Source organism: Pseudomonas fluorescens, from assembly GCF_902497855.1.
Lineage (GTDB): Bacteria > Pseudomonadota > Gammaproteobacteria > Pseudomonadales > Pseudomonadaceae > Aquipseudomonas > Aquipseudomonas fluorescens_BI.
Genome location: NZ_CABVHU010000012.1, coordinates 210899 through 229031, shown reverse-complemented (window position 1 = coordinate 229031; position 18133 = coordinate 210899). Strand labels below are relative to the sequence as shown.

Here is an 18133-nt window from a genome sequence, read left to right as displayed (position 1 = left end):
CCCGCAGTCTGGATTGCGAATACGCCATGACCTTGCAGTACCCAACCATCGCCGATTGCGTCGGCAACACTCCGCTGGTCCGTTTGCAGCGCCTGCCCGGCGCCACCAGCAACACCCTTTTGCTCAAGCTCGAAGGGAATAACCCGGCGGGTTCGGTCAAGGACCGTCCGGCGCTGTCGATGATCACCCGCGCCGAGTTGCGCGGGCAGATCCACGTCGGCGACACGCTGATCGAGGCGACCTCGGGCAACACCGGGATCGCCCTGGCGATGGCCGCCGCGATCAAGGGTTACAAGATGATCCTGATCATGCCGGACAACTCCAGCGCCGAGCGCAAGGCAGCCATGACCGCCTATGGCGCCGAGCTGATCCTGGTCACCCAGGAAGAAGGCATGGAAGGTGCGCGCGACCTCGCCCAGCGCATGGAAGCCGAAGGCTGCGGCAAAGTGCTGGATCAGTTCGCCAACGGCGACAACCCCGAGGCGCACTACACCACCACCGGTCCGGAAATCTGGCGTCAGACCGAAGGCACCATCACCCATTTTGTCAGCTCGATGGGCACCACCGGCACCATCATGGGTGTTTCGCGCTACTTGAAAGAGCAGAACGACAACGTGCAGATCATCGGTCTGCAACCGATGGAAGGTTCGGCGATTCCGGGTATCCGTCGCTGGCCGCAGGAATACTTGCCGAAGATCTACCAGGCCGATCGCGTGGACCGGATCGTCGACATGGCACAAAGCGAAGCCGAAGACGTGACCCGTCGCCTGGCCCGCGAAGAAGGCATCTTCTGTGGCGTGTCCTCGGGCGGTGCCGTGGCGGCGATGCTGCGTCTGTCCAAAGAGGTTGAAAACGCGGTGATCGTCGCGATCATCTGCGACCGTGGCGACCGATACCTGTCGACCGGCATTTTCGACGCGCCCAACTGATGGCCAAGCACGAGAGAGGCCTGCGCTTCCAGCCCACCGGCGGCAGCAAGGCCCCGCAAATCCCGACCGGCAAGAAGCAGCGCCTGAGTATCGAGCGCCTGGCCAATGACGGTCGCGGCATCGCGTTTTTCGAAGGTCGCACCTGGTTCGTCCTCGGTGCATTGGCCGGTGAAGAAGTCGAAGCGCGGGTTCTGGGCGCCCACGGCAAAGTGGTCGAGGCGCGCACCGAACGGGTGTTCCAGGCCAGCGAATTGCGTCGTCCGGCACCGTGCCCCCATGCCGGTCGCTGTGGCGGTTGCAGCGTGCAACATCTGCCGCACAACGAACAACTCGCCCTGAAACAGCGCATGCTCGCCGAGCAACTGTCCAAGGTCGCCGGTGTCGAACCCGAAGAGTGGGCAGCGCCGTTGAGCGGTCCGGAATTCGGATACCGCCGTCGCGCCCGGGTAGCGGTGCGCTGGGACATGAAGGCGAAAAAACTCGAGGTCGGTTTTCGCGCGGCGGGCAGCCAGGACATCGTTGCGATCAACGAATGCCCGGTGCTGGTACAGCCCTTGCAACCGATCATGACCCGCTTGCCGGAGATGTTGCGGCGCTTGAGCAAGCCTCAGGCGTTGGGGCACGTGGAATTGTTCAGCGGCTCGTCCCTGGCCGTGTTGCTGCGGCACATGGCGCCGTTGTCCGCCGCCGACCTGACGATCCTCAAGGATTTCTGCGCCTTCCACGGCGCTCAATTGTGGTTGCACGGTGACGGCGAACCGTATCCGGTCGAGCCCGATCAGTCCCTGGGTTATCGCCTGGACACCTGGGATTTGAACCTGGCATACCGGCCCGGAGATTTCATTCAGGTCAACGCCGGGGTCAACGAAGCGATGGTCGCCCAGGCGCTGGATTGGTTGAAGCCAGCCTCCGATGAACGAGTGCTCGATCTATTCTGTGGTTTGGGTAACTTCGCGTTGCCGCTGGCCAAGACCGTTCGCGAAGTGGTGGCGGTGGAAGGCGTGCAGGCGATGGTCGAACGGGCAGCCGCCAACGCCGCTAGCAACAATCTGCATAACACGAAATTTTTTCAGGCCGATTTATCCCAGCCTTTGACCGATGCCGAATGGGCGCGCGAAGGCTTTTGTGCGGTACTCTTGGACCCACCCCGTGACGGTGCTTTCGAGGTCGTGCGCAATCTCAAGTCGTTGGGCGCCGAACGGTTGGTGTATGTGTCATGCAACCCGGCAACCCTGGCACGTGACACGGTCGAATTGATCAAACAGGGCTACCGGTTAAAACGTGCCGGGATTCTCGATATGTTTCCTCAAACGGCACATGTCGAGGCCATGGCGTTATTTGAAGCGAGTTAGGAAGGCTCGTCTGGTCCGACTGGCCCGCCCGTGCAGCCGCGCACCAGCCCGACGTGGGCTCATGGGCAGCGAAGGTCAGCGATTTTGACGCATTGAATCTGCGTCGTAGGGAAGGTAAGCAAGATGGTACAGGTGAGAGCACACCAGCCGATCAACACCGACGGCAGTATCAATCTCGAGGCTTGGCTCGATCACGCGGTCAGTGTCGATCTGGCACTGGATCGCGAAGCCTTGAAGGAAGCGTGCGAGTTCGCTCGCACCTCTGAACAACAAGCCAATGCGGCGAAAAATCTGTGGTCCGAAGGGACCTCGAGTTTCCGCACCGGCCTTGAGATCGCCGAGATTCTCGCCGACCTCAAACTCGATCAGGATTCGTTGGTTGCCGCGGTCTTGTACCGCGGCGTGCGCGAGGGCCAGATCGAACTGCCGGCGGTGAGCCAGCGCTTCGGTCCGGTGGTCGCCAAACTCATCGACGGTGTGTTGCGCATGGCGGCGATCAGCGCCAGCCTCAGCCCCCGTCAATCCCTGGTGCTGGGCACCCAGGGCCAAGTGGAAAACCTGCGCAAGATGCTGGTGGCCATGGTCGACGACGTACGCGTCGCGCTGATCAAGCTGGCCGAACGCACCTGCGCGATCCGTGCGGTGAAAACCGCCGACGACGAAAAGCGCAACCGCGTGGCCCGCGAAGTCTTCGACATCTATGCGCCCCTGGCTCACCGTCTTGGTATCGGTCATATCAAGTGGGAGCTGGAGGACTTGTCCTTCCGTTACCTCGAGCCCGACCAGTACAAGCAGATTGCCAAGCTGCTTCATGAGCGGCGCCTGGATCGCGAGCGGTTCATCGCCGATGTGATGAACCAGCTGAAAGTCGAATTGCAGGCCACCGGGGTCGATGCCGATATCAGCGGCCGGGCCAAACACATCTATTCGATCTGGCGCAAAATGCAGCGCAAGGGTCTGGAGTTCAGCCAGATCTACGACGTGCGCGCCGTTCGTGTCCTGGTGCCGGAAATGCGCGACTGCTACACCGCGCTCGGCATCGTCCACACGTTGTGGCGGCACATCCCGAAGGAATTCGACGACTACATCGCCAACCCCAAGGAGAACGGCTACCGCTCGCTGCACACCGCAGTGATCGGGCCCGAGGGCAAGGTGCTGGAGGTGCAGATCCGCACCCACGCGATGCACGAAGAGGCGGAGCTGGGCGTTTGCGCGCACTGGCGCTACAAGGGCACCGACGTCAAATCCGGCTCCAACCACTACGAAGAGAAAATCTCCTGGCTGCGCCAGGTCCTGGAATGGCATGAAGAGCTGGGCGACATTGGTGGTCTGGCTGACCAGCTACGGGTCGATATCGAACCGGACCGGGTCTACATCTTCACCCCGGACGGTCACGCCATCGATTTGCCGAAGGGCGCGACGCCACTGGACTTCGCCTACCGGGTGCACACCGAGATCGGTCACAACTGCCGTGGCGCGAAGATCAACGGACGGATCGTCCCGCTCAACTACAGCCTGCAAACCGGTGAACAGGTCGAGATCATCACCAGCAAGCACGGGACGCCGAGTCGCGACTGGCTGAACCCGAACCTGGGGTACATCACCACTTCGCGGGCACGGGCGAAGATCGTTCACTGGTTCAAACTGCAGGCGCGGGATCAGAACGTCGCAGCGGGTAAAACCTTGCTCGAGCGTGAACTCAGTCGTCTGGGTCTGCCCGCGGTGGACTTCGACAAGCTGGCCGACAAGGCCAACATGAAGACGGCCGAGGACATGTACGCCGCATTGGGTGCCGGCGATTTGCGCCTGGCGCAACTGGTCAACCTGGCCCAGCAGCTGGTGGAGCCGGAACGCGGCAACGAGCAGCTCGAACTCATCCCGCGCAAGGCCACCGGCTACAAACCGGGCAAGCGCGGCGATATCCAGATCCAGGGCGTCGGCAACCTGATGACGCAGATGGCCGGCTGCTGCCAGCCGCTGCCGGGGGATGCGATCGTCGGTTACATCACCGTGGGCCGCGGCGTGAGCATTCACCGTCAGGACTGCGCCTCGGTCTTGCAATTGGGCGGGCGCGAGCCTGAGCGGATCATCCAGGTCAGCTGGGGCCCGGTGCCGGTGCTCACCTACCCGGTGGACATCATCATCCGGGCCTACGACCGGTCCGGCTTGCTGCGTGACGTTTCGCAAGTGCTGCTCAACGAGCGAATCAACGTGCTGGCGGTCAACACCCGCTCGAACAAGGAGGACAACACCGCGTTGATGTCCCTGACCATCGAGATTCCGGGGCTGGATGCACTGGGGCGGTTGCTGGGACGGATTTCCCAGTTGCCGAACATCATCGAAACCCGGCGTAACCGTACGCCGTGATGGCGACCCCTGTAGGAGCGAGGCTTGCCCGCGAAGAACGATAACGCGGTCTTTCAGAAAGACTGCGTCAACGTTCTTCGCGGGCAAGCCTCGCTCCTACAGGGCTACGGTTTGCCTGACATAGCGCGTTGCAGATGTAGAGATTGATTGATGTACACACTTGAAGACTTGCTGCACCTGATGAACCGCCTGCGCGACCCGCAGTTCGGCTGCCCGTGGGACATCAGGCAAACCTACGCCACCATCGTCCCGCACACCCTTGAAGAGGCCTACGAAGTCGCCGATGCCATCGAGCGCGGTGATTTCGATCACTTGCAGGGTGAGTTGGGGGATCTGCTGTTCCAGGTGGTTTATTACAGCCAACTGGCCCGGGAAGAAGGGCGCTTCGAATTCGCGGGTGTGGTCGACAGCATCACCCGCAAGTTGATCCGCCGCCATCCTCACGTATTCCCCACCGGCGATCTGTACGCGCCGCTGGATGTTCCGCGCCTGAGTGAAGAACAGGTCAAGCAGCGCTGGGAAGAGATCAAGGCCGAAGAACGGGCGGAGAAATCCTCGGCGCCCGAACAGCTGTCCTTGCTCGACGACGTGCCCGCAGCATTGCCGGCGTTGTCTCGTTCGGCGAAGTTGCAAAAGCGCGCAGGGCAGGTCGGTTTCGACTGGCCCGACGCCTTGCCGGTGCTGGACAAGGTCCGCGAAGAGCTTGATGAAGTGCTCGAAGCCATGGCCGACAATGACTCGGCGGCGATTGCCGATGAGGTCGGCGATCTGCTGTTTTCCGTGGTCAATCTGGCGCGCCATCTCAAGGTCGACCCGGAAACTGCCTTGCGCGGTGCCAACAGCAAGTTCGAAAGACGCTTCCGATTTATCGAACAGGCATTGCGCGACACCCACCGTCCCATGGAAGATTGCACCCTCGAAGAGTTGGACGCCTTGTGGGGCGAAGCCAAACGTCAGGAAAAGAATATGCCCAGCTGCGGTTGAGCAGTTGCCTAAGTGAGAAATAAGCACCATGAGCATTTCCCTTCGCGACCAGTTGCTTAAAGCAGGGCTGGTCAACCAGAAGCAGGCCAAGCAGGTCGGCAAAGAGAAACAGAAGCAGCAACGTCTGGCCCACAAAGGCCAGATCGAACTGGATGACTCGCAGCAGCGGGCGGCTCAGGAAGCCATGGCCGAGAAGGTCAAGCGCGACCAGGAGCTGAACCGTCAGCAACAGGAAAAGGCCGAAGCGAAAGCCCGCGCCGCCCAGGTCAAGCAATTGATCGAAGTCTCGCGCCTGCCGAAGCTGACCACCGAGGATTACTACAACTTCGTTGACGACAAGAAGGTCAAGCGTCTCTCCGTCAATGCGCTGATGCGCAACAAGCTCAGCAACGGTTCGCTGGCGATCGTGCACCACGCCGGCGGCTACGAAGTGATCCCCCGTGAGGCGGCCCTGAAGATTCAGGAGCGCGATCCGCAACGTATCGTGCAGTTGAATGTGCAGACCGCAGAAGCGGCCGCCGAGGACGATCCGTACGCGGCCTTCCAGATCCCTGACGATCTGATGTGGTAAGTCGTCAAGGCTGCAACAATGGTAAACCCCGCTCATGGCGGTAATGCCATTCTGTAGGAGCAAGCTTGCTCGCGATGGACGTTAACGATAACGCGTGTTTACTGATTAAACGCGGCGCTCTTGAGTCCTTCGCGAGCAAGCTCGCTCCTACAATTGCTTATGCGGAACGCGCTTCGCGTTGCTGCTCCTGTTTTTCCAGTTCGGCCTTGTAATTGTGGGCGTCGAATTCGGAATGAAACATCCCCACCAGCATGTCTTGTTGATGTACATCCCAGATCCGGATGCCGGCGGCTACACCTTCATGGGATTTATGTGAATCGTCGCGTTCAGTTACTTTTACAGTCATCTGCTAGCTCCAATCTCTGTTATCTGCAGCAAGGCGTGTGCAGGCCTTTGTTATATATTTTGGTAGCTTGCTAAGTAAACGACAGAGTTTGGCAACTCATTTTTGCAGAATCGGTAAAAGTCCTGCAGCCCGCCAAACACGCGGCATTCGGTCGCAGGGCGTTAAGTTTCATGACAAAAGCTTCATGTTTGCATTGAAGAAAATGTCTGGCTTCACACAAAACCTGTGGGAGTGAGCCTGCTCGCGATAGCGGTTTTACTCATACAGAAATGTTGAATGTGATGCCGTCATCGCGAGCAGGCTCGCTCCCACAAGGTCAGTGGTGTTCTCCATTATTCAGGCACAAAAAAACGCCCCGAACCAGTCGGGGCGTTTTTGTGTGCAGCAGAGCGGCGGGAGTATTACTTACCCGACCAGCGCTTCAGTACCAGTGTGGCATTGGTGCCACCGAAACCGAAGCTGTTGCTCATCACGGTGTTGATGGTGGCGTCTTCACGAGTCTTGGTCAGGATCGGCATGTCAGCCACTTCCGGGTCCAGTTCGTCGATGTTGGCCGAACCGGCCATGAAGTTGCCTTCCATCATCAGCATGCAGTAGATCGCTTCGTGAACGCCGGCGGCGCCCAGGGAGTGACCCGACAGGCTCTTGGTGGAGCTGATGGCCGGTGCCTTGTCGCCGAACACTTCACGTACACCTTTCATTTCCATGACGTCGCCGACCGGAGTCGAGGTGCCGTGGGTGTTCAGGTAATCGATTGGCGCGTCAACGGTGGACATGGCCATCTGCATGCAGCGGATGGCGCCTTCGCCGCTTGGGGCGACCATGTCGTAGCCGTCGGAGGTCGCGCCGTAGCCAACGATTTCAGCGTAGATCTTCGCGCCGCGGGCCAGAGCGTGTTCCAGCTCTTCGACCACGACCATGCCGCCACCGCCGGCGATGACGAAACCGTCACGCTTGTTGTCGTAGGCACGGGAAGCTTTTTCCGGGGTTTCGTTGTACTGGCTGGACAGGGCGCCCATGGCGTCGAACAGGAACGATTGGCTCCAGTGTTCCTCTTCACCGCCGCCGGCGAACACGATGTCCTGCTTGCCCATCTGGATCTGTTCCATGGCGGTACCGATGCAGTGAGCACTGGTGGCGCAGGCAGAAGCGATGGAGTAGTTCAGGCCCTTGATCTTGAACGGCGTGGCCAGGCAGGCGGAAACGGTGCTGCTCATGGTCCGCGTTACACGGTATGGGCCGACGCGCTTGACGCCTTTCTCGCGCAGGATGTCCAGCGCTTCCATCTGGTTCAGCGTGGAGGCGCCACCGGAGCCGGCGATCAGGCCGGTACGCGGGTTGGAGACTTGCTCATCGGTCAGGCCGGAGTCGGCGATGGCGTCTTTCATGGCCAGGTAGGCGTATGCCGCCGCGTGGCCGACGAAGCGAAAGATCTTGCGATCAATCAGCTCTTCGAGGGGAAGGTCAATGGAGCCGGAAACCTGGCTACGCAGACCCATTTCGGCATATTCCGGGTTGAACCGGATGCCAGGGCGGCTTGCACGCAGGTTAGCGGAGACGGTCTCTTTGTCATTGCCCAGGCACGAAACGATGCCCAGACCAGTGATAACGACGCGGCGCATGCGGATAACCCTTAGAAGTTGTCAGTGGAGGTGAAAACGCCGACCCGAAGGCCTTCGGCGGTATAGATCTCGCGACCGTCGACAGTCACCGAACCATCGGCGATGGCCAGGTTCAGCTTGCCTTTGAGGACGCGCTTGATATGAATGTTATAGGTTACTTTCTTCGCAGTCGGCAGAACCTGACCAAAGAACTTCACTTCGCCCGAACCCAGGGCGCGGCCGCGGCCCGGCAGACCTTGCCAGCCAAGGAAGAAACCGACCAATTGCCACATGGCGTCGAGGCCCAGGCAGCCTGGCATCACAGGGTCGCCTTCGAAGTGACAGGCGAAAAACCACAGATCCGGAGTGATATCCAGCTCGGCGACCAATTCACCTTTGCCGTACTTGCCGCCTTCTTCGCTGATCAGGGTGATGCGATCGACCATCAGCATGTTCGGGGCGGGCAGTTGCGCGTTACCTGGGCCGAACAGCTCACCGCGACTGCAGCGCAGCAGGTCTTCCCGGGTAAAGGCGTTTTGTTTGGTCATGCGAGCTCCTCAATAGTCCCGTGCGGCAGGTGGGGCAAATCTTCCCGGCCGGTCGAAGCATTCATGCCTCGAGCCAGCAGCCTACTCATAGACTATTGCGTTGTGGTGAAAGTCACAGCACCAAGGACACGAATGTACACTTGTGCACTGAAATTATTATTCAAGCCCCTTTTCGGGCCTGTTCGGGTGCCTAAGACTGCCGCACTTTCGCCTTTCACGCCAGTCGCAGATAGCCGAAAGGCCAGCACTACTGCACCCATCGCTGCAGAATCTGCTGCAGATCGGTACGTTTGAAGGGCTTGGCCAGGTAATCGTTCATTCCCGCCGATAAACAGGCTTCCCGGTCGCCCTGCAAGGCATTGGCGGTCAGGGCGATGATCGGCAAGCCCGCGCAGCCGGGCAATTGGCGAATCTGTCGGGTCGCCTCATAGCCATCGATGATCGGCAATCGACAATCCATTAGGATCGCTTCGAATATCAGGCTCTCGGCACTGCGCACCGCTTGTGCGCCATCGGTCGCGACGCTGACAGTAAAGCCCAGGCTGCGCAACATTGCCTCGATAACGGTCTGGTTGACCGGATTGTCCTCGACCAGCAGCACATTGCGCCCCTCGCCATCACCGGTGCCGGTTGGCGTTCGTGGCGTCAGTATCGGCAGCGTCTGTTTATAAAGCGCCAGCGGGATTTCCAGGGTGAACACCGAACCGCGACCTTCTTCGCTCCGGGCACGCAAGGTGCCGCCCATGCGCTCGGCCAGGGTGCGGGCGATCGGGAGGCCCAGCCCGGTGCCGCCGTAGCGCCTTGAAATCGAACTGTCGGCCTGCTGGAAGGCATTGAACATCGATTCCAGGTGTTTGCTGGAAATTCCGATCCCGCTGTCTCGCACCGTGCAGGTGAACCAGAGCAGTTCGTGATCCAGCGATTGCCATTGCGGTTCGAGGGTAATGCGACCTTTCTCGGTGAACTTCAGCGCATTGCCGATCAGGTTGACCAGGATCTGCCGGATCCGCGTCGGGTCGCCCTGCACCTGCAACGCGCGCATGTTATCGGGAATCAGCAGGGCCAGATCCAGCCCGCGTTGCGCCGCGCTGTGCGAGAACGCCTGGGTGCAACTGCCGATCAGGTCCGCGAGGTTGAACGGAATGTGCTCGAGCTCCAATTCCGAGCGCTCGATGCGCGAGAAGTCGAGAATGTCGTTGATGACCTTGAGCAGGTGTTCGGTGGACTCCGATGCCAGCGCCGCGTATTCGAGCTGTTCCTCGGTCATCTCGGTGGTTTCCAGCAGTTGCAGCATGCCCAGTACGCCATTCATCGGTGTGCGCAGTTCATGGCTCATCATCGCGAGGAAATCGGTTTTGGCGTTGTTGGCCTTTTCCGCCTCTTCGCGGGTCTGGATCAACTGCGCCATCGCCTGATGCTGTTCGCGGCTGGCTTGTTCGAGACCGCTGGCGAGGTTATTGATATGTTGCGACAGCGCCCCGAGTTCGGTGTCGTCGACGATGGGCAGCGGGGTTTTGTAGTCGCCGTCCTGGATCGCCTTGACCGCATTGCCGATGTCGCGCAGCGGCTGCGACAGGCTGCCCGCCAGGCGTCGGGCGATCAGAAAGGTAAACAGCAGGGCGAACAATGCCAGAATCCCGGCCTTGAACAGGATTTCCTGCTGGCGCTGGCTGAAGGCGTCGTTGGACAGGCCGACAATGACCCGGCCCAGATAATCCTCGGTGGACGTGACGCCGGGGGCTTTGCTGCCCTGGAAAAAATCGCTGTGCAACGCAATGCGTTGCAGTCGCACCGGGGCCTGGAAGACTTCGACCTGATGCGAACGGGTGTGGGTTTCCGACGGTTGTTCCACGTACACCAGAATCCGGTTGGCGCTGTCCTGGACTTCCAGGAAACGCACATTGGGCGTGGCCAGCGTGGCCTTGAGCAAACTGTCGAGCACTTCGTTGTTGCCCGAAATCACCCCGTATTCGGTGGCCGGCGCCAGTTGGTTGGCAATCAACTGGCCGGTGTGGTTGAGTTCCTGGCGCAAGTCCTGGATTCGCACGAAGGTGAAAAAGCTGATCAACAGCAACGTCAGCAGCAGGGCAGGGCCGAGGCTGATGATTTGCGTGCGGGTATTGATGTCCCAGCGACGATGGAAAGTCATGGGTGGCTTTCTCCTGCGGCCAACTGTGTTGCGACAGAGGCTTGATCTATCTGTTCCATACCTAATGAACGAGCCACTTGTGGATTACTCAAGACCTGGAAGCGCTGGGGGTAGTACGCGCGTGGCCAGTTGACCGGTGGCTGGTCGAGCAGTGTGTCAAGAGTCGCCAGCCAGTCGTCCTGGTCGCTGTAGGTACTGGCCAGGCTCCCGGCCATGACGAAACCGGCATTGGGGCCGATCAGCGCCAGTTGCCGTGCGTAGCTGCTGAGCAACAGGTTTTTCGCGGTTTTCGGGTTGAACACATCGGGATCGTCGAGTCCCAGCAGCACGTCGCTGTTTTTCAGCAGAGACTGCAGCGGGCGGCTGTCACTGGTGTTGTTCCAGCGCTCGGTGACGATTTCCAGGCCGAGCGGCAGGGCGGCCTGGCGCAGTTCCTTCAACAGAAACGCACTGTGACTGTCGTAGAGCACGCCGATTCGTCGGGCCTGGGGTAGAAGAATACCGGTCAGGCGCAATTGCCGAGCCAGCGGCGGATCGCTCCACAGCAGGCTCAAGTATGGGGGCAGGCTGGCCCCCAGGCGTTGGCGCGCCTGCAGGCGGCTGATGCGCAATACCAGGGTCGCCGGGCCTTCGGCCTCTTGCAGGCGCCAGTCGAGACTCGGCAGGTCAAGCAGGATCAAGCGGGTGCTGGCAAGCAGTTTGCCCGGTGCCGGCAGGTTGGACAGTGGCTGGAAGCGCACGCGGTCGGCGGGGCGCAACTCGCTCAGGGCCCGGGTGAAGGATTGTACGCCGGGGCTGTCTTCGGCGGCGGTCAACAGAATGTCGGCGGCCCATGTCGGCAGGCTGCACAGCAAACAGGCAAACACCAGGCATAGCCCGGCCAGCAGGCGGCCAGGGGGTGGCGTCTTCTGTGAGCAGTGGCGCATCTTAGGGCGCCAGCTCCGCGCTTCCCGACAAGGGCGGGCTGAAAATCAGCGCCAGAACCAGCGGCAAACGGGGTGATTGAGAGCCAAGCGACACGACTCATCCTTGATAGCGAACAGTTGGCGCGCATGTTAACCGAGCCGGTTGACTTTTCCAGTCACGATGGCGGCATTTTCCGCGGATTTATTGGTCTTCTTCGTACAGGTGCCGGTAATTGATACAGGGGCTGGCCGCCACTGGACGGCTCCGTATAATGCCGACATCGCCACTGGTATGGATTAACGGATTGCATATGACTGAACAGCGCCCAATTGCGGTCCTGGGAGGCGGAAGTTTTGGTACCGCCGTGGCTAATCTGCTGGCCGAGAACGGGCACCAGGTGCGGCTGTGGATGCGCGACCCCGAGCAGGCCGAGGCCATTCGGGTCAATCGCGAAAACCCGCGCTACCTCAAAGGCATCAAGATTCTGTCGGCCGTGGAAGCGGTCACCGACCTGCAAGCCACCCTGGAAGCCTGCGACCTGAGTTTCGTGGCGCTGCCCTCCAGCGCGCTGCGCTCGGTGCTGGCGCCGCATGCCGAACGTCTGCGCGGCAAATTGCTGGTAAGCCTGACCAAAGGCATCGAGGCCCACACCTTCAAGCTGATGAGCGAAATCCTCGAAGAGATCGCCCCGCAAGCGCGCATCGGCGTCCTGTCGGGGCCGAACCTGGCCCGTGAAATAGCCGAACACGCCTTGACCGCCACGGTGGTCGCCAGCGAAGACGAAGACCTCTGCCAACAGGTCCAGGCCGCGCTGCACGGTCGCACCTTTCGCGTCTACGCCAGCGCCGACCGCTTCGGCGTGGAGTTGGGCGGGGCGCTGAAAAACGTCTACGCGATCATCGCCGGCATGGCGGTGGCGCTGGGCATGGGTGAAAACACCAAGAGCATGTTGATTACCCGGGCGCTGGCGGAAATGACCCGCTTCGCGGTGAATCAGGGCGCCAACCCCATGACGTTCCTCGGGCTGGCGGGCGTGGGCGATTTGATCGTCACCTGTTCGTCGCCGAAAAGCCGCAACTACCAGGTCGGGTTCGCCCTGGGCCAGGGGTTGAGCCTGGAAGACGCGGTGACCCGCCTGGGCGAGGTGGCCGAAGGCGTCAACACCCTGAAAGTGCTCAAGGCCAAGGCCCAGGAAGTTGGCGTGTACATGCCGCTGGTCGCCGGACTCCATGCCATCCTGTTCGAAGGGCGCACGCTGGAGCAGGTGATCGGTCTATTGATGCGTGCCGAGCCGAAAACCGACGTCGACTTTATTTCCACCAGTGGTTTTAACTGAATACTTATATCGACAGGGCAGGGAGCTGGACATGAACGATCCGAAAGTAGAAGCCAAGTACGAATCCATCCTGCTGCGTGTGCTATGGATGATCGTCTTCTTGCTGGTCTGGCAAGTGGCGCAGTTCATCCTCGGTGCGGTGGTGCTGGTGCAGTTGATCTATCGTTTAATTTATGGCGCCCCGAGCGCCAGCCTGATGAACTTCGGCGACAGCCTGAGCCAGTTCCTGGCACAGATCGGTCGTTTCGGCAGTTTCCACAGCGACCAGAAGCCCTGGCCGTTCGCCGACTGGCCGATGCCGCGTACGCCGGAAGGTGAAGCGCCGCACGTTGTGGCGCCCGCGCCGCATCCGGTTCGAGATGAGGAACCGAAACTATGAAACTCTGGGTATTGCGTCATGGTGAGGCCGAGCCGCACGGCAAACGTCCCGATTCCGAGCGGGCGCTGACCGCCCACGGTCGTGAAGAAGTGCTGCGCACCGCCGCCGAGTTGATCGGCCAGCCGCTTACCGCGATCTATGCCAGCCCTTTCCTGCGAGCGCAGGAAACCGCCTTGCTGGTGCGTGAAGCGCTGGGCTTTCAACCGGAGATTCGCACCGTCGAATGGCTGACACCCGACTACCGCCCGCAAGCGGTGGCGGAACAGTTGGTGTCGGTCGATCATGCGCTGCTGGTCAGTCATAACCCGCTGGTGGGCAACCTGCTGGGCTACCTTCAGAATGGACATGTGCAGGACCCGGAAGCGGTCCCCACCGCCGGCCTTGCCGAGCTTGAAGGCGAAGGGCCTTTGGCCGGGGCGATGAAGCTCAACGGCATCAAGCACCCATAGCTGAAGAAACCGGCCCCTGTGGGAGCGTGGCTTGCCCGCGATGCAGACACCGCGGTTTTCCAGGAAGACCGAGTCGATTCAATCGCGGGCAAGCCACGCTCCCACAAGAGCGGCGGCGTTGCTGGTTTTGTGTGAAATAGTCGACCAAGCAACTGCTTGGTTGACTACGCTTGCTCCATAGCAGAACCACAGGAGCGAGTCGCATGTCAGCCGCTTTTCGTTTGCCGCTGGACGTCTTCTACGAGCGCGAAGCCCGCCATCCCCGCCAGCGCTTCCTGGTTCAGCCCATGGGCGGCGGACAGGTCGAGACCCTGGCCTGGGAAGACGTCGGGCATCAGGCCCGATGCGCCGCGCATTGGCTACGCGCGCAAGAACTGCCCCAAGGCAGCCACATCGCCCTGATCTCGAAAAACTGCGCGCACTGGATTATCACCGACCTGGCGATCTGGATGGCCGGGCATGTCTCGGTGCCTTTGTACCCGAATCTCACGGCCGAGTCCGTCGCCCAAGTACTGGAACATTCGCAAGCGACGTTGGCGTTCATCGGCAAGCTCGACGACTGGCCGGGCATGTCCCGCGGGATCAATCCCGATCTGCCGACCATCAGCCTGCCCTTGCACCCGCCCGGCACTTTCGATTTCAGCTGGGCCGACCTGCAAGCGAGCTCGCCGATCCAGGATGATCCCAAGCCGTCCGCCGACCAGTTGGCGACGATCATCTACACCTCCGGCACCACCGGCTTGCCCAAGGGCGTGATGCACAGCTTCGCCAACCTGGGGTTTGCCACCACCCGCGGCACGCAGATGTTCGGTCTCAACGAGTCGGACCGGCTGCTGTCCTACCTGCCGCTGTGCCACGTCGCCGAGCGGATGTTCGTCGAACTGGCAGCGATCTATAGCGGGCAGACGGTATTCTTTGCCGAAAGCCTCGACACCTTCCTGACCGATCTGCAGCGTGCACGGCCGACCGCCATGTTCGGCGTACCGCGAATCTGGACCCGGTTCCAGATGGGCGTGTACAGCAAAATTGCGGCAAAGCGTCTCGACTTTCTGCTGGGCTTGCCGGTCATCGGCAAGCGGGTGGGGCACAAAGTCCTCGCCGGATTGGGGCTGGATGCCTTGCGCTTAGCCTTGTCCGGCGCCGCGCCCGTGCCGCAGTCCTTGCTGCTGTGGTACCAGAAACTGGGGCTGGATGTGCTGGAGGTCTACGGCATGACCGAAAACTGCGGCTATTCGCACGTTGGCCGGCCCGGTGAGAACAAACCCGGCTGGATCGGCAAGCCATGCCCTGAGGTGGAGGTGCGCATCGAGCCGTCCGGCGAAGTGCTGGTGCGCAGCGGCGCAACAATGCTCGGGTATTTCAAGGACCCTGTGAAAACCGCCGAAACCCTCACGGAAGACGGCTTCCTGCGCACCGGTGACAAGGGCGAGCAAGACGCCGAAGGCAACCTGCGCCTGACCGGACGCCTGAAGGAAATCTTCAAGACCAGCACAGGCAAATACGTCGCCCCGGCACCGATCGAAAATCGGCTGGCGGTGCATTCACGGATCGAGCAGGTGTGCGTGGTCGGCGATGGATTGAGTGCGCCGCTGGGTTTGTGCGTGCTTTCGGCGGTCGGGCAACAGGACGCGGGCGGCACCGCGCGCGCAGGCCTGCATGCCAGTCTGGAAAAGCTCCTGGAGGAGGTCAACGCAGTGCTCGACAACCATGAGCGCTTGCGCCGGCTGGTGGTCGTCAAGGACAGTTGGGCCGTGGAAAACGGCTTCCTGACGCCGACCCTGAAGATCAAGCGCAACATGATCGAAGCGGCTTACGGTGCCCGGTTCGAAGAATGGAGCGAGCGCAGCGAAGCAGTGCTGTGGCAGGATTGAGCGACGAATAAAAACCAACAAAGGATGTCAGCAATGAGTTTGTGGCGTACCACTCCCAACATCGAGACGTTGAACGCACTCCAGAAAAACACCATCGGCGAAGTGCTGGATATCCGCTTCGAAGACTTCGATGAAGCGTCCCTGACCGCCAGCATGGTCATCGACCACCGCACTCACCAACCTTACGGCCTGCTGCACGGCGGCGCCTCGGTGGTGCTGGCCGAATCCGTCGGCTCCATGGCCAGTTACCTGTGCATCGATACCAGCAAGTTTTATTGCGTGGGCCTGGAAATCAACGCCAACCATTTGCGTGGCTTGCGCAGCGGGCGGGTGACGGCGGTGGCCAGGGCAATTCACATTGGACGTACGACCCATGTCTGGGACATTCGGCTGACCAGCGATGAGGGCAAGGCCAGTTGCGTGTCGCGGTTGACCATGGCCGTGGTGCCGTTGGGTGAGAATCCGCCGGCACGTTGATTGAGGGTTGATGGATCAAAAGATCGCAGCCTGCGGCAGCTCGTGCACCGTGTACCCTGCGATCTTTTTGAGATTTGCGACATTTCCTACCACCATTGCTGACAGTTATGGTCATTGCTGTAGGACCTCGTCTTACGGACAATCAACGCCTGCTCTCGCTCATGGATTTGCCTGTATGTCGCAACAGATTTTTTTCGCCCACGCCAATGGCTTTCCTTCGGGAACCTACGGCAAATTGTTCGCGGCGCTGGCGCCCGAGTATCAGGTGACGCATCTGGAGCAGCACGCCCACGACCCGCGTTTCCCGGCGGACGACAATTGGCACAACCTGGTCGACGAGTTGATACATCACCTCAAGCAGCAACCGGAACCGGTGTGGGGTGTCGGGCATTCTTTCGGTGGCGTGTTGCATTTGCATGCGGCCCTGCGTTGCCCCGAGCTGTATCGCGGGGTGGTGATGCTCGATTCGCCGGTGCTGACCCGTACTGATCAATGGGTCATCCGCGCCGCCAAGCGCTTTGGTTTCATCGACCGCCTGACCCCGGCCGGTCGCACCCTGGGCCGTCGGGAAGAGTTCGGCGATCTGGACGCTGCGCGAGTGTATTTTGCCGGCAAGACCCTGTTTCGCAGCTTCGACCCGGAATGCTTCGATGCTTATCTGCAACATGGATTGCAAAAGGTCGGCGACAAGTTGCGCCTGCGCTTCGACCCGGCCACGGAAATCAGCATCTACCGCGGCGTGCCCCACACCAGCCCTGGCCGGGCACGGCAGCTGAAAGTGCCATTGGCGGTGGTTCGCGGACACAAGAGCCGAGTGGTGATGCGTCATCACGTCAACTCCGTGGGGCGCATGCCCTTGGGCGAGTCACTGACCATGCCCGGCGGCCACATGTTTCCGCTGGAGCGTCCCCAGGATACGGCCGTGCTGCTTAAGAATCTGTTCAGCCGCTGGGAAGATCGCCGCCAGCAGGATTGCGCATGAGCCCTGTCGTCGAAGAAGTTCGCCTGAGCCTGCCACATATCGAATTGGCGGCGCATCTGTTCGGCCCCGAGGACGGATTACCCGTGATCGCCTTGCACGGCTGGCTGGACAACGCCAACAGCTTTGCCCGGCTGGCACCCAAGCTCAAGGGGCTGCGCATCGTCGCTCTGGACATGGCCGGTCACGGTCACTCCGGGCATCGGCCTGCGGGTGCCGGTTACGCGCTCTGGGATTATGCCCATGACGTGCTGCAAGTGGCCGAACAACTGGGCTGGAAACGCTTCGGATTACTGGGGCACTCGTTGGGGGCGATTGTTTCACTGGTGCTGGCCGGGTCATTGCCGGAGCGGGTAACCCATCTGGCCTTGATCGACGGCATCATTCCTCCTACAGACAAAGGCGAAAATGCCGCCGAGCGCATGGGCATGGCCCTGCAAGCACAGCTGGATCTGCGGGACAAACGCAAACCGGTCTACCACACCCTCGACCGCGCCATCGAAGCGCGCATGAAAGGCCTGGTGGCGGTCAGTCGCGAAGCCGCCGAGCTGTTGGCGCAACGGGGCCTGATGCCGGTGCCGGGTGGTTACACCTGGCGCACCGATAACCGTCTTACCTTGCCGTCGCCGCTGCGTCTGACCAACGAACAGGCGATGGCTTTTGTCCTGCGGGTCGGTTGTCCTGCAAAACTGGTGGTCGCGGCCGACGGCATGCTCGCCAAACATTCCGAGTTGCTGGAACGTCTACCCTTTAGCCGTGAACAGCTGCCTGGCGGCCATCATTTACACCTGAATGACGCAACCGGCGCCGACCTTGTCGCAGACTGTTTCAATCGGTTCTTCGCCGTTCCTTGACTTGCGCCGGGCAACTGTCGAGGCTGGGCGGGTTG

17 protein-coding genes are annotated in these 18133 nt (G+C 60.9%); 12 read left to right on the top strand and 5 right to left on the bottom strand.

Annotated features, from left to right (window positions below; translation table 11 throughout):
* Positions 1–26 precede the first annotated feature (26 nt).
* The 5 genes from cysM (at position 27) to F8N96_RS23495 (ending at position 6203) form a co-directional block, all read left to right on the top strand.
* A complete protein-coding gene (gene cysM / locus F8N96_RS23515) occupies positions 27–929 on the top strand; it encodes a cysteine synthase CysM (RefSeq protein ID WP_064676298.1) in 903 nt (300 codons plus the stop codon).
* Positions 929–2281, top strand: a complete 1353-nt coding sequence (gene rlmD, locus F8N96_RS23510) for a 23S rRNA (uracil(1939)-C(5))-methyltransferase RlmD (protein ID WP_150799844.1) — start codon at positions 929–931, stop codon at positions 2279–2281. The genes cysM and rlmD overlap by 1 nt, the downstream gene beginning before the upstream one ends.
* A 123-nt stretch (positions 2282–2404) precedes the next feature.
* Positions 2405–4648: a GTP diphosphokinase gene (relA, locus tag F8N96_RS23505; protein ID WP_150799843.1), complete on the top strand. Its 2244-nt coding sequence runs from the start codon at positions 2405–2407 to the stop codon at positions 4646–4648.
* Positions 4649–4798: 150 nt separating this feature from the next.
* Positions 4799–5632, top strand: coding sequence for a nucleoside triphosphate pyrophosphohydrolase (gene mazG / locus F8N96_RS23500; RefSeq protein ID WP_150799842.1), 834 nt, complete (start codon positions 4799–4801; stop codon positions 5630–5632).
* Between the two features lie 28 nt (positions 5633–5660).
* Positions 5661–6203 (top strand): DUF2058 domain-containing protein, encoded by a 543-nt coding sequence (locus tag F8N96_RS23495; protein WP_150799841.1) that lies wholly within the window; start codon positions 5661–5663, stop codon positions 6201–6203.
* A gap of 157 nt (positions 6204–6360) precedes the next feature.
* Here F8N96_RS23495 and F8N96_RS23490 read toward each other — a convergent pair whose 3' ends face one another.
* The 5 genes from F8N96_RS23490 to F8N96_RS23470 all read right to left on the bottom strand — a co-directional run bounded on the left by F8N96_RS23490 (position 6361) and on the right by F8N96_RS23470 (position 11773).
* Complete coding sequence (locus F8N96_RS23490) at positions 6361–6549, bottom strand: hypothetical protein (RefSeq protein WP_150799840.1); 189 nt, start codon at positions 6547–6549, stop codon at positions 6361–6363.
* Positions 6550–6950: 401 nt separating this feature from the next.
* The gene (gene fabB, locus F8N96_RS23485; RefSeq protein ID WP_150799839.1) at positions 6951–8171 is read right to left on the bottom strand and encodes a beta-ketoacyl-ACP synthase I; all 1221 of its coding nucleotides are present in this window, start codon (positions 8169–8171) and stop codon (positions 6951–6953) included.
* An 11-nt stretch (positions 8172–8182) separates the two neighbouring features.
* Positions 8183–8698 carry a 3-hydroxyacyl-[acyl-carrier-protein] dehydratase FabA gene (fabA, locus tag F8N96_RS23480; RefSeq protein WP_003179264.1) on the bottom strand — a complete coding sequence of 172 codons (516 nt, stop codon included), beginning with the start codon at positions 8696–8698 and terminating at the stop codon, positions 8183–8185.
* Positions 8699–8945: 247 nt separating this feature from the next.
* The gene (locus F8N96_RS23475) at positions 8946–10847 is read right to left on the bottom strand and encodes an ATP-binding protein (protein ID WP_150799838.1); all 1902 of its coding nucleotides are present in this window, start codon (positions 10845–10847) and stop codon (positions 8946–8948) included.
* On the bottom strand, positions 10844–11773 hold the full coding sequence (locus tag F8N96_RS23470; protein ID WP_150799837.1) for an ABC transporter substrate-binding protein: 930 nt from the start codon (positions 11771–11773) through the stop codon (positions 10844–10846). Before F8N96_RS23470 ends, F8N96_RS23475 begins: the two co-directional genes overlap by 4 nt.
* 290 nt (positions 11774–12063) lie before the next feature.
* Between F8N96_RS23470 and F8N96_RS23465 the strand changes: the two genes are divergently transcribed.
* The 7 genes from F8N96_RS23465 (at position 12064) to F8N96_RS23435 (ending at position 18098) form a co-directional block, all read left to right on the top strand.
* A complete protein-coding gene (locus tag F8N96_RS23465; RefSeq protein ID WP_150799836.1) occupies positions 12064–13089 on the top strand; it encodes an NAD(P)H-dependent glycerol-3-phosphate dehydrogenase in 1026 nt (341 codons plus the stop codon).
* Between the two features lie 31 nt (positions 13090–13120).
* On the top strand, positions 13121–13468 hold the full coding sequence (locus tag F8N96_RS23460) for a DUF4389 domain-containing protein (protein WP_150799835.1): 348 nt from the start codon (positions 13121–13123) through the stop codon (positions 13466–13468).
* On the top strand, positions 13465–13917 hold the full coding sequence (gene sixA, locus F8N96_RS23455) for a phosphohistidine phosphatase SixA (protein ID WP_150799834.1): 453 nt from the start codon (positions 13465–13467) through the stop codon (positions 13915–13917). The genes F8N96_RS23460 and sixA overlap by 4 nt, the downstream gene beginning before the upstream one ends.
* 203 nt (positions 13918–14120) lie before the next feature.
* The gene (locus F8N96_RS23450; RefSeq protein ID WP_150799833.1) at positions 14121–15788 is read left to right on the top strand and encodes an AMP-binding protein; all 1668 of its coding nucleotides are present in this window, start codon (positions 14121–14123) and stop codon (positions 15786–15788) included.
* 33 nt (positions 15789–15821) lie between these two features.
* The gene (locus tag F8N96_RS23445; RefSeq protein WP_150799832.1) at positions 15822–16265 is read left to right on the top strand and encodes a hotdog fold thioesterase; all 444 of its coding nucleotides are present in this window, start codon (positions 15822–15824) and stop codon (positions 16263–16265) included.
* 175 nt (positions 16266–16440) lie between these two features.
* Positions 16441–17247: an alpha/beta fold hydrolase gene (locus tag F8N96_RS23440; protein WP_150799831.1), complete on the top strand. Its 807-nt coding sequence runs from the start codon at positions 16441–16443 to the stop codon at positions 17245–17247.
* The gene (locus tag F8N96_RS23435) at positions 17244–18098 is read left to right on the top strand and encodes an alpha/beta hydrolase (RefSeq protein WP_150799830.1); all 855 of its coding nucleotides are present in this window, start codon (positions 17244–17246) and stop codon (positions 18096–18098) included. Before F8N96_RS23440 ends, F8N96_RS23435 begins: the two co-directional genes overlap by 4 nt.
* Positions 18099–18133: the final 35 nt, after the last annotated feature.

Coding starts and splice junctions, on each gene's coding strand:
- sixA (WP_150799834.1), top strand. CDS start 13,465: ATGAAACTCTGGGTATTGCGTCATGGTGAGGCCGAGCCGCACGGCAAA.
- F8N96_RS23465 (WP_150799836.1), top strand. CDS start 12,064: ATGACTGAACAGCGCCCAATTGCGGTCCTGGGAGGCGGAAGTTTTGGT.
- relA (WP_150799843.1), top strand. CDS start 2,405: ATGGTACAGGTGAGAGCACACCAGCCGATCAACACCGACGGCAGTATC.
- F8N96_RS23490 (WP_150799840.1), bottom strand. CDS start 6,549: ATGACTGTAAAAGTAACTGAACGCGACGATTCACATAAATCCCATGAA.
- F8N96_RS23435 (WP_150799830.1), top strand. CDS start 17,244: ATGAGCCCTGTCGTCGAAGAAGTTCGCCTGAGCCTGCCACATATCGAA.
- rlmD (WP_150799844.1), top strand. CDS start 929: ATGGCCAAGCACGAGAGAGGCCTGCGCTTCCAGCCCACCGGCGGCAGC.
- F8N96_RS23450 (WP_150799833.1), top strand. CDS start 14,121: ATGTCAGCCGCTTTTCGTTTGCCGCTGGACGTCTTCTACGAGCGCGAA.
- fabB (WP_150799839.1), bottom strand. CDS start 8,171: ATGCGCCGCGTCGTTATCACTGGTCTGGGCATCGTTTCGTGCCTGGGC.
- mazG (WP_150799842.1), top strand. CDS start 4,799: ATGTACACACTTGAAGACTTGCTGCACCTGATGAACCGCCTGCGCGAC.
- F8N96_RS23445 (WP_150799832.1), top strand. CDS start 15,822: ATGAGTTTGTGGCGTACCACTCCCAACATCGAGACGTTGAACGCACTC.
- F8N96_RS23470 (WP_150799837.1), bottom strand. CDS start 11,773: ATGCGCCACTGCTCACAGAAGACGCCACCCCCTGGCCGCCTGCTGGCC.
- cysM (WP_064676298.1), top strand. CDS start 27: ATGACCTTGCAGTACCCAACCATCGCCGATTGCGTCGGCAACACTCCG.
- F8N96_RS23460 (WP_150799835.1), top strand. CDS start 13,121: ATGAACGATCCGAAAGTAGAAGCCAAGTACGAATCCATCCTGCTGCGT.
- F8N96_RS23475 (WP_150799838.1), bottom strand. CDS start 10,847: ATGACTTTCCATCGTCGCTGGGACATCAATACCCGCACGCAAATCATC.
- F8N96_RS23440 (WP_150799831.1), top strand. CDS start 16,441: ATGTCGCAACAGATTTTTTTCGCCCACGCCAATGGCTTTCCTTCGGGA.
- fabA (WP_003179264.1), bottom strand. CDS start 8,698: ATGACCAAACAAAACGCCTTTACCCGGGAAGACCTGCTGCGCTGCAGT.
- F8N96_RS23495 (WP_150799841.1), top strand. CDS start 5,661: ATGAGCATTTCCCTTCGCGACCAGTTGCTTAAAGCAGGGCTGGTCAAC.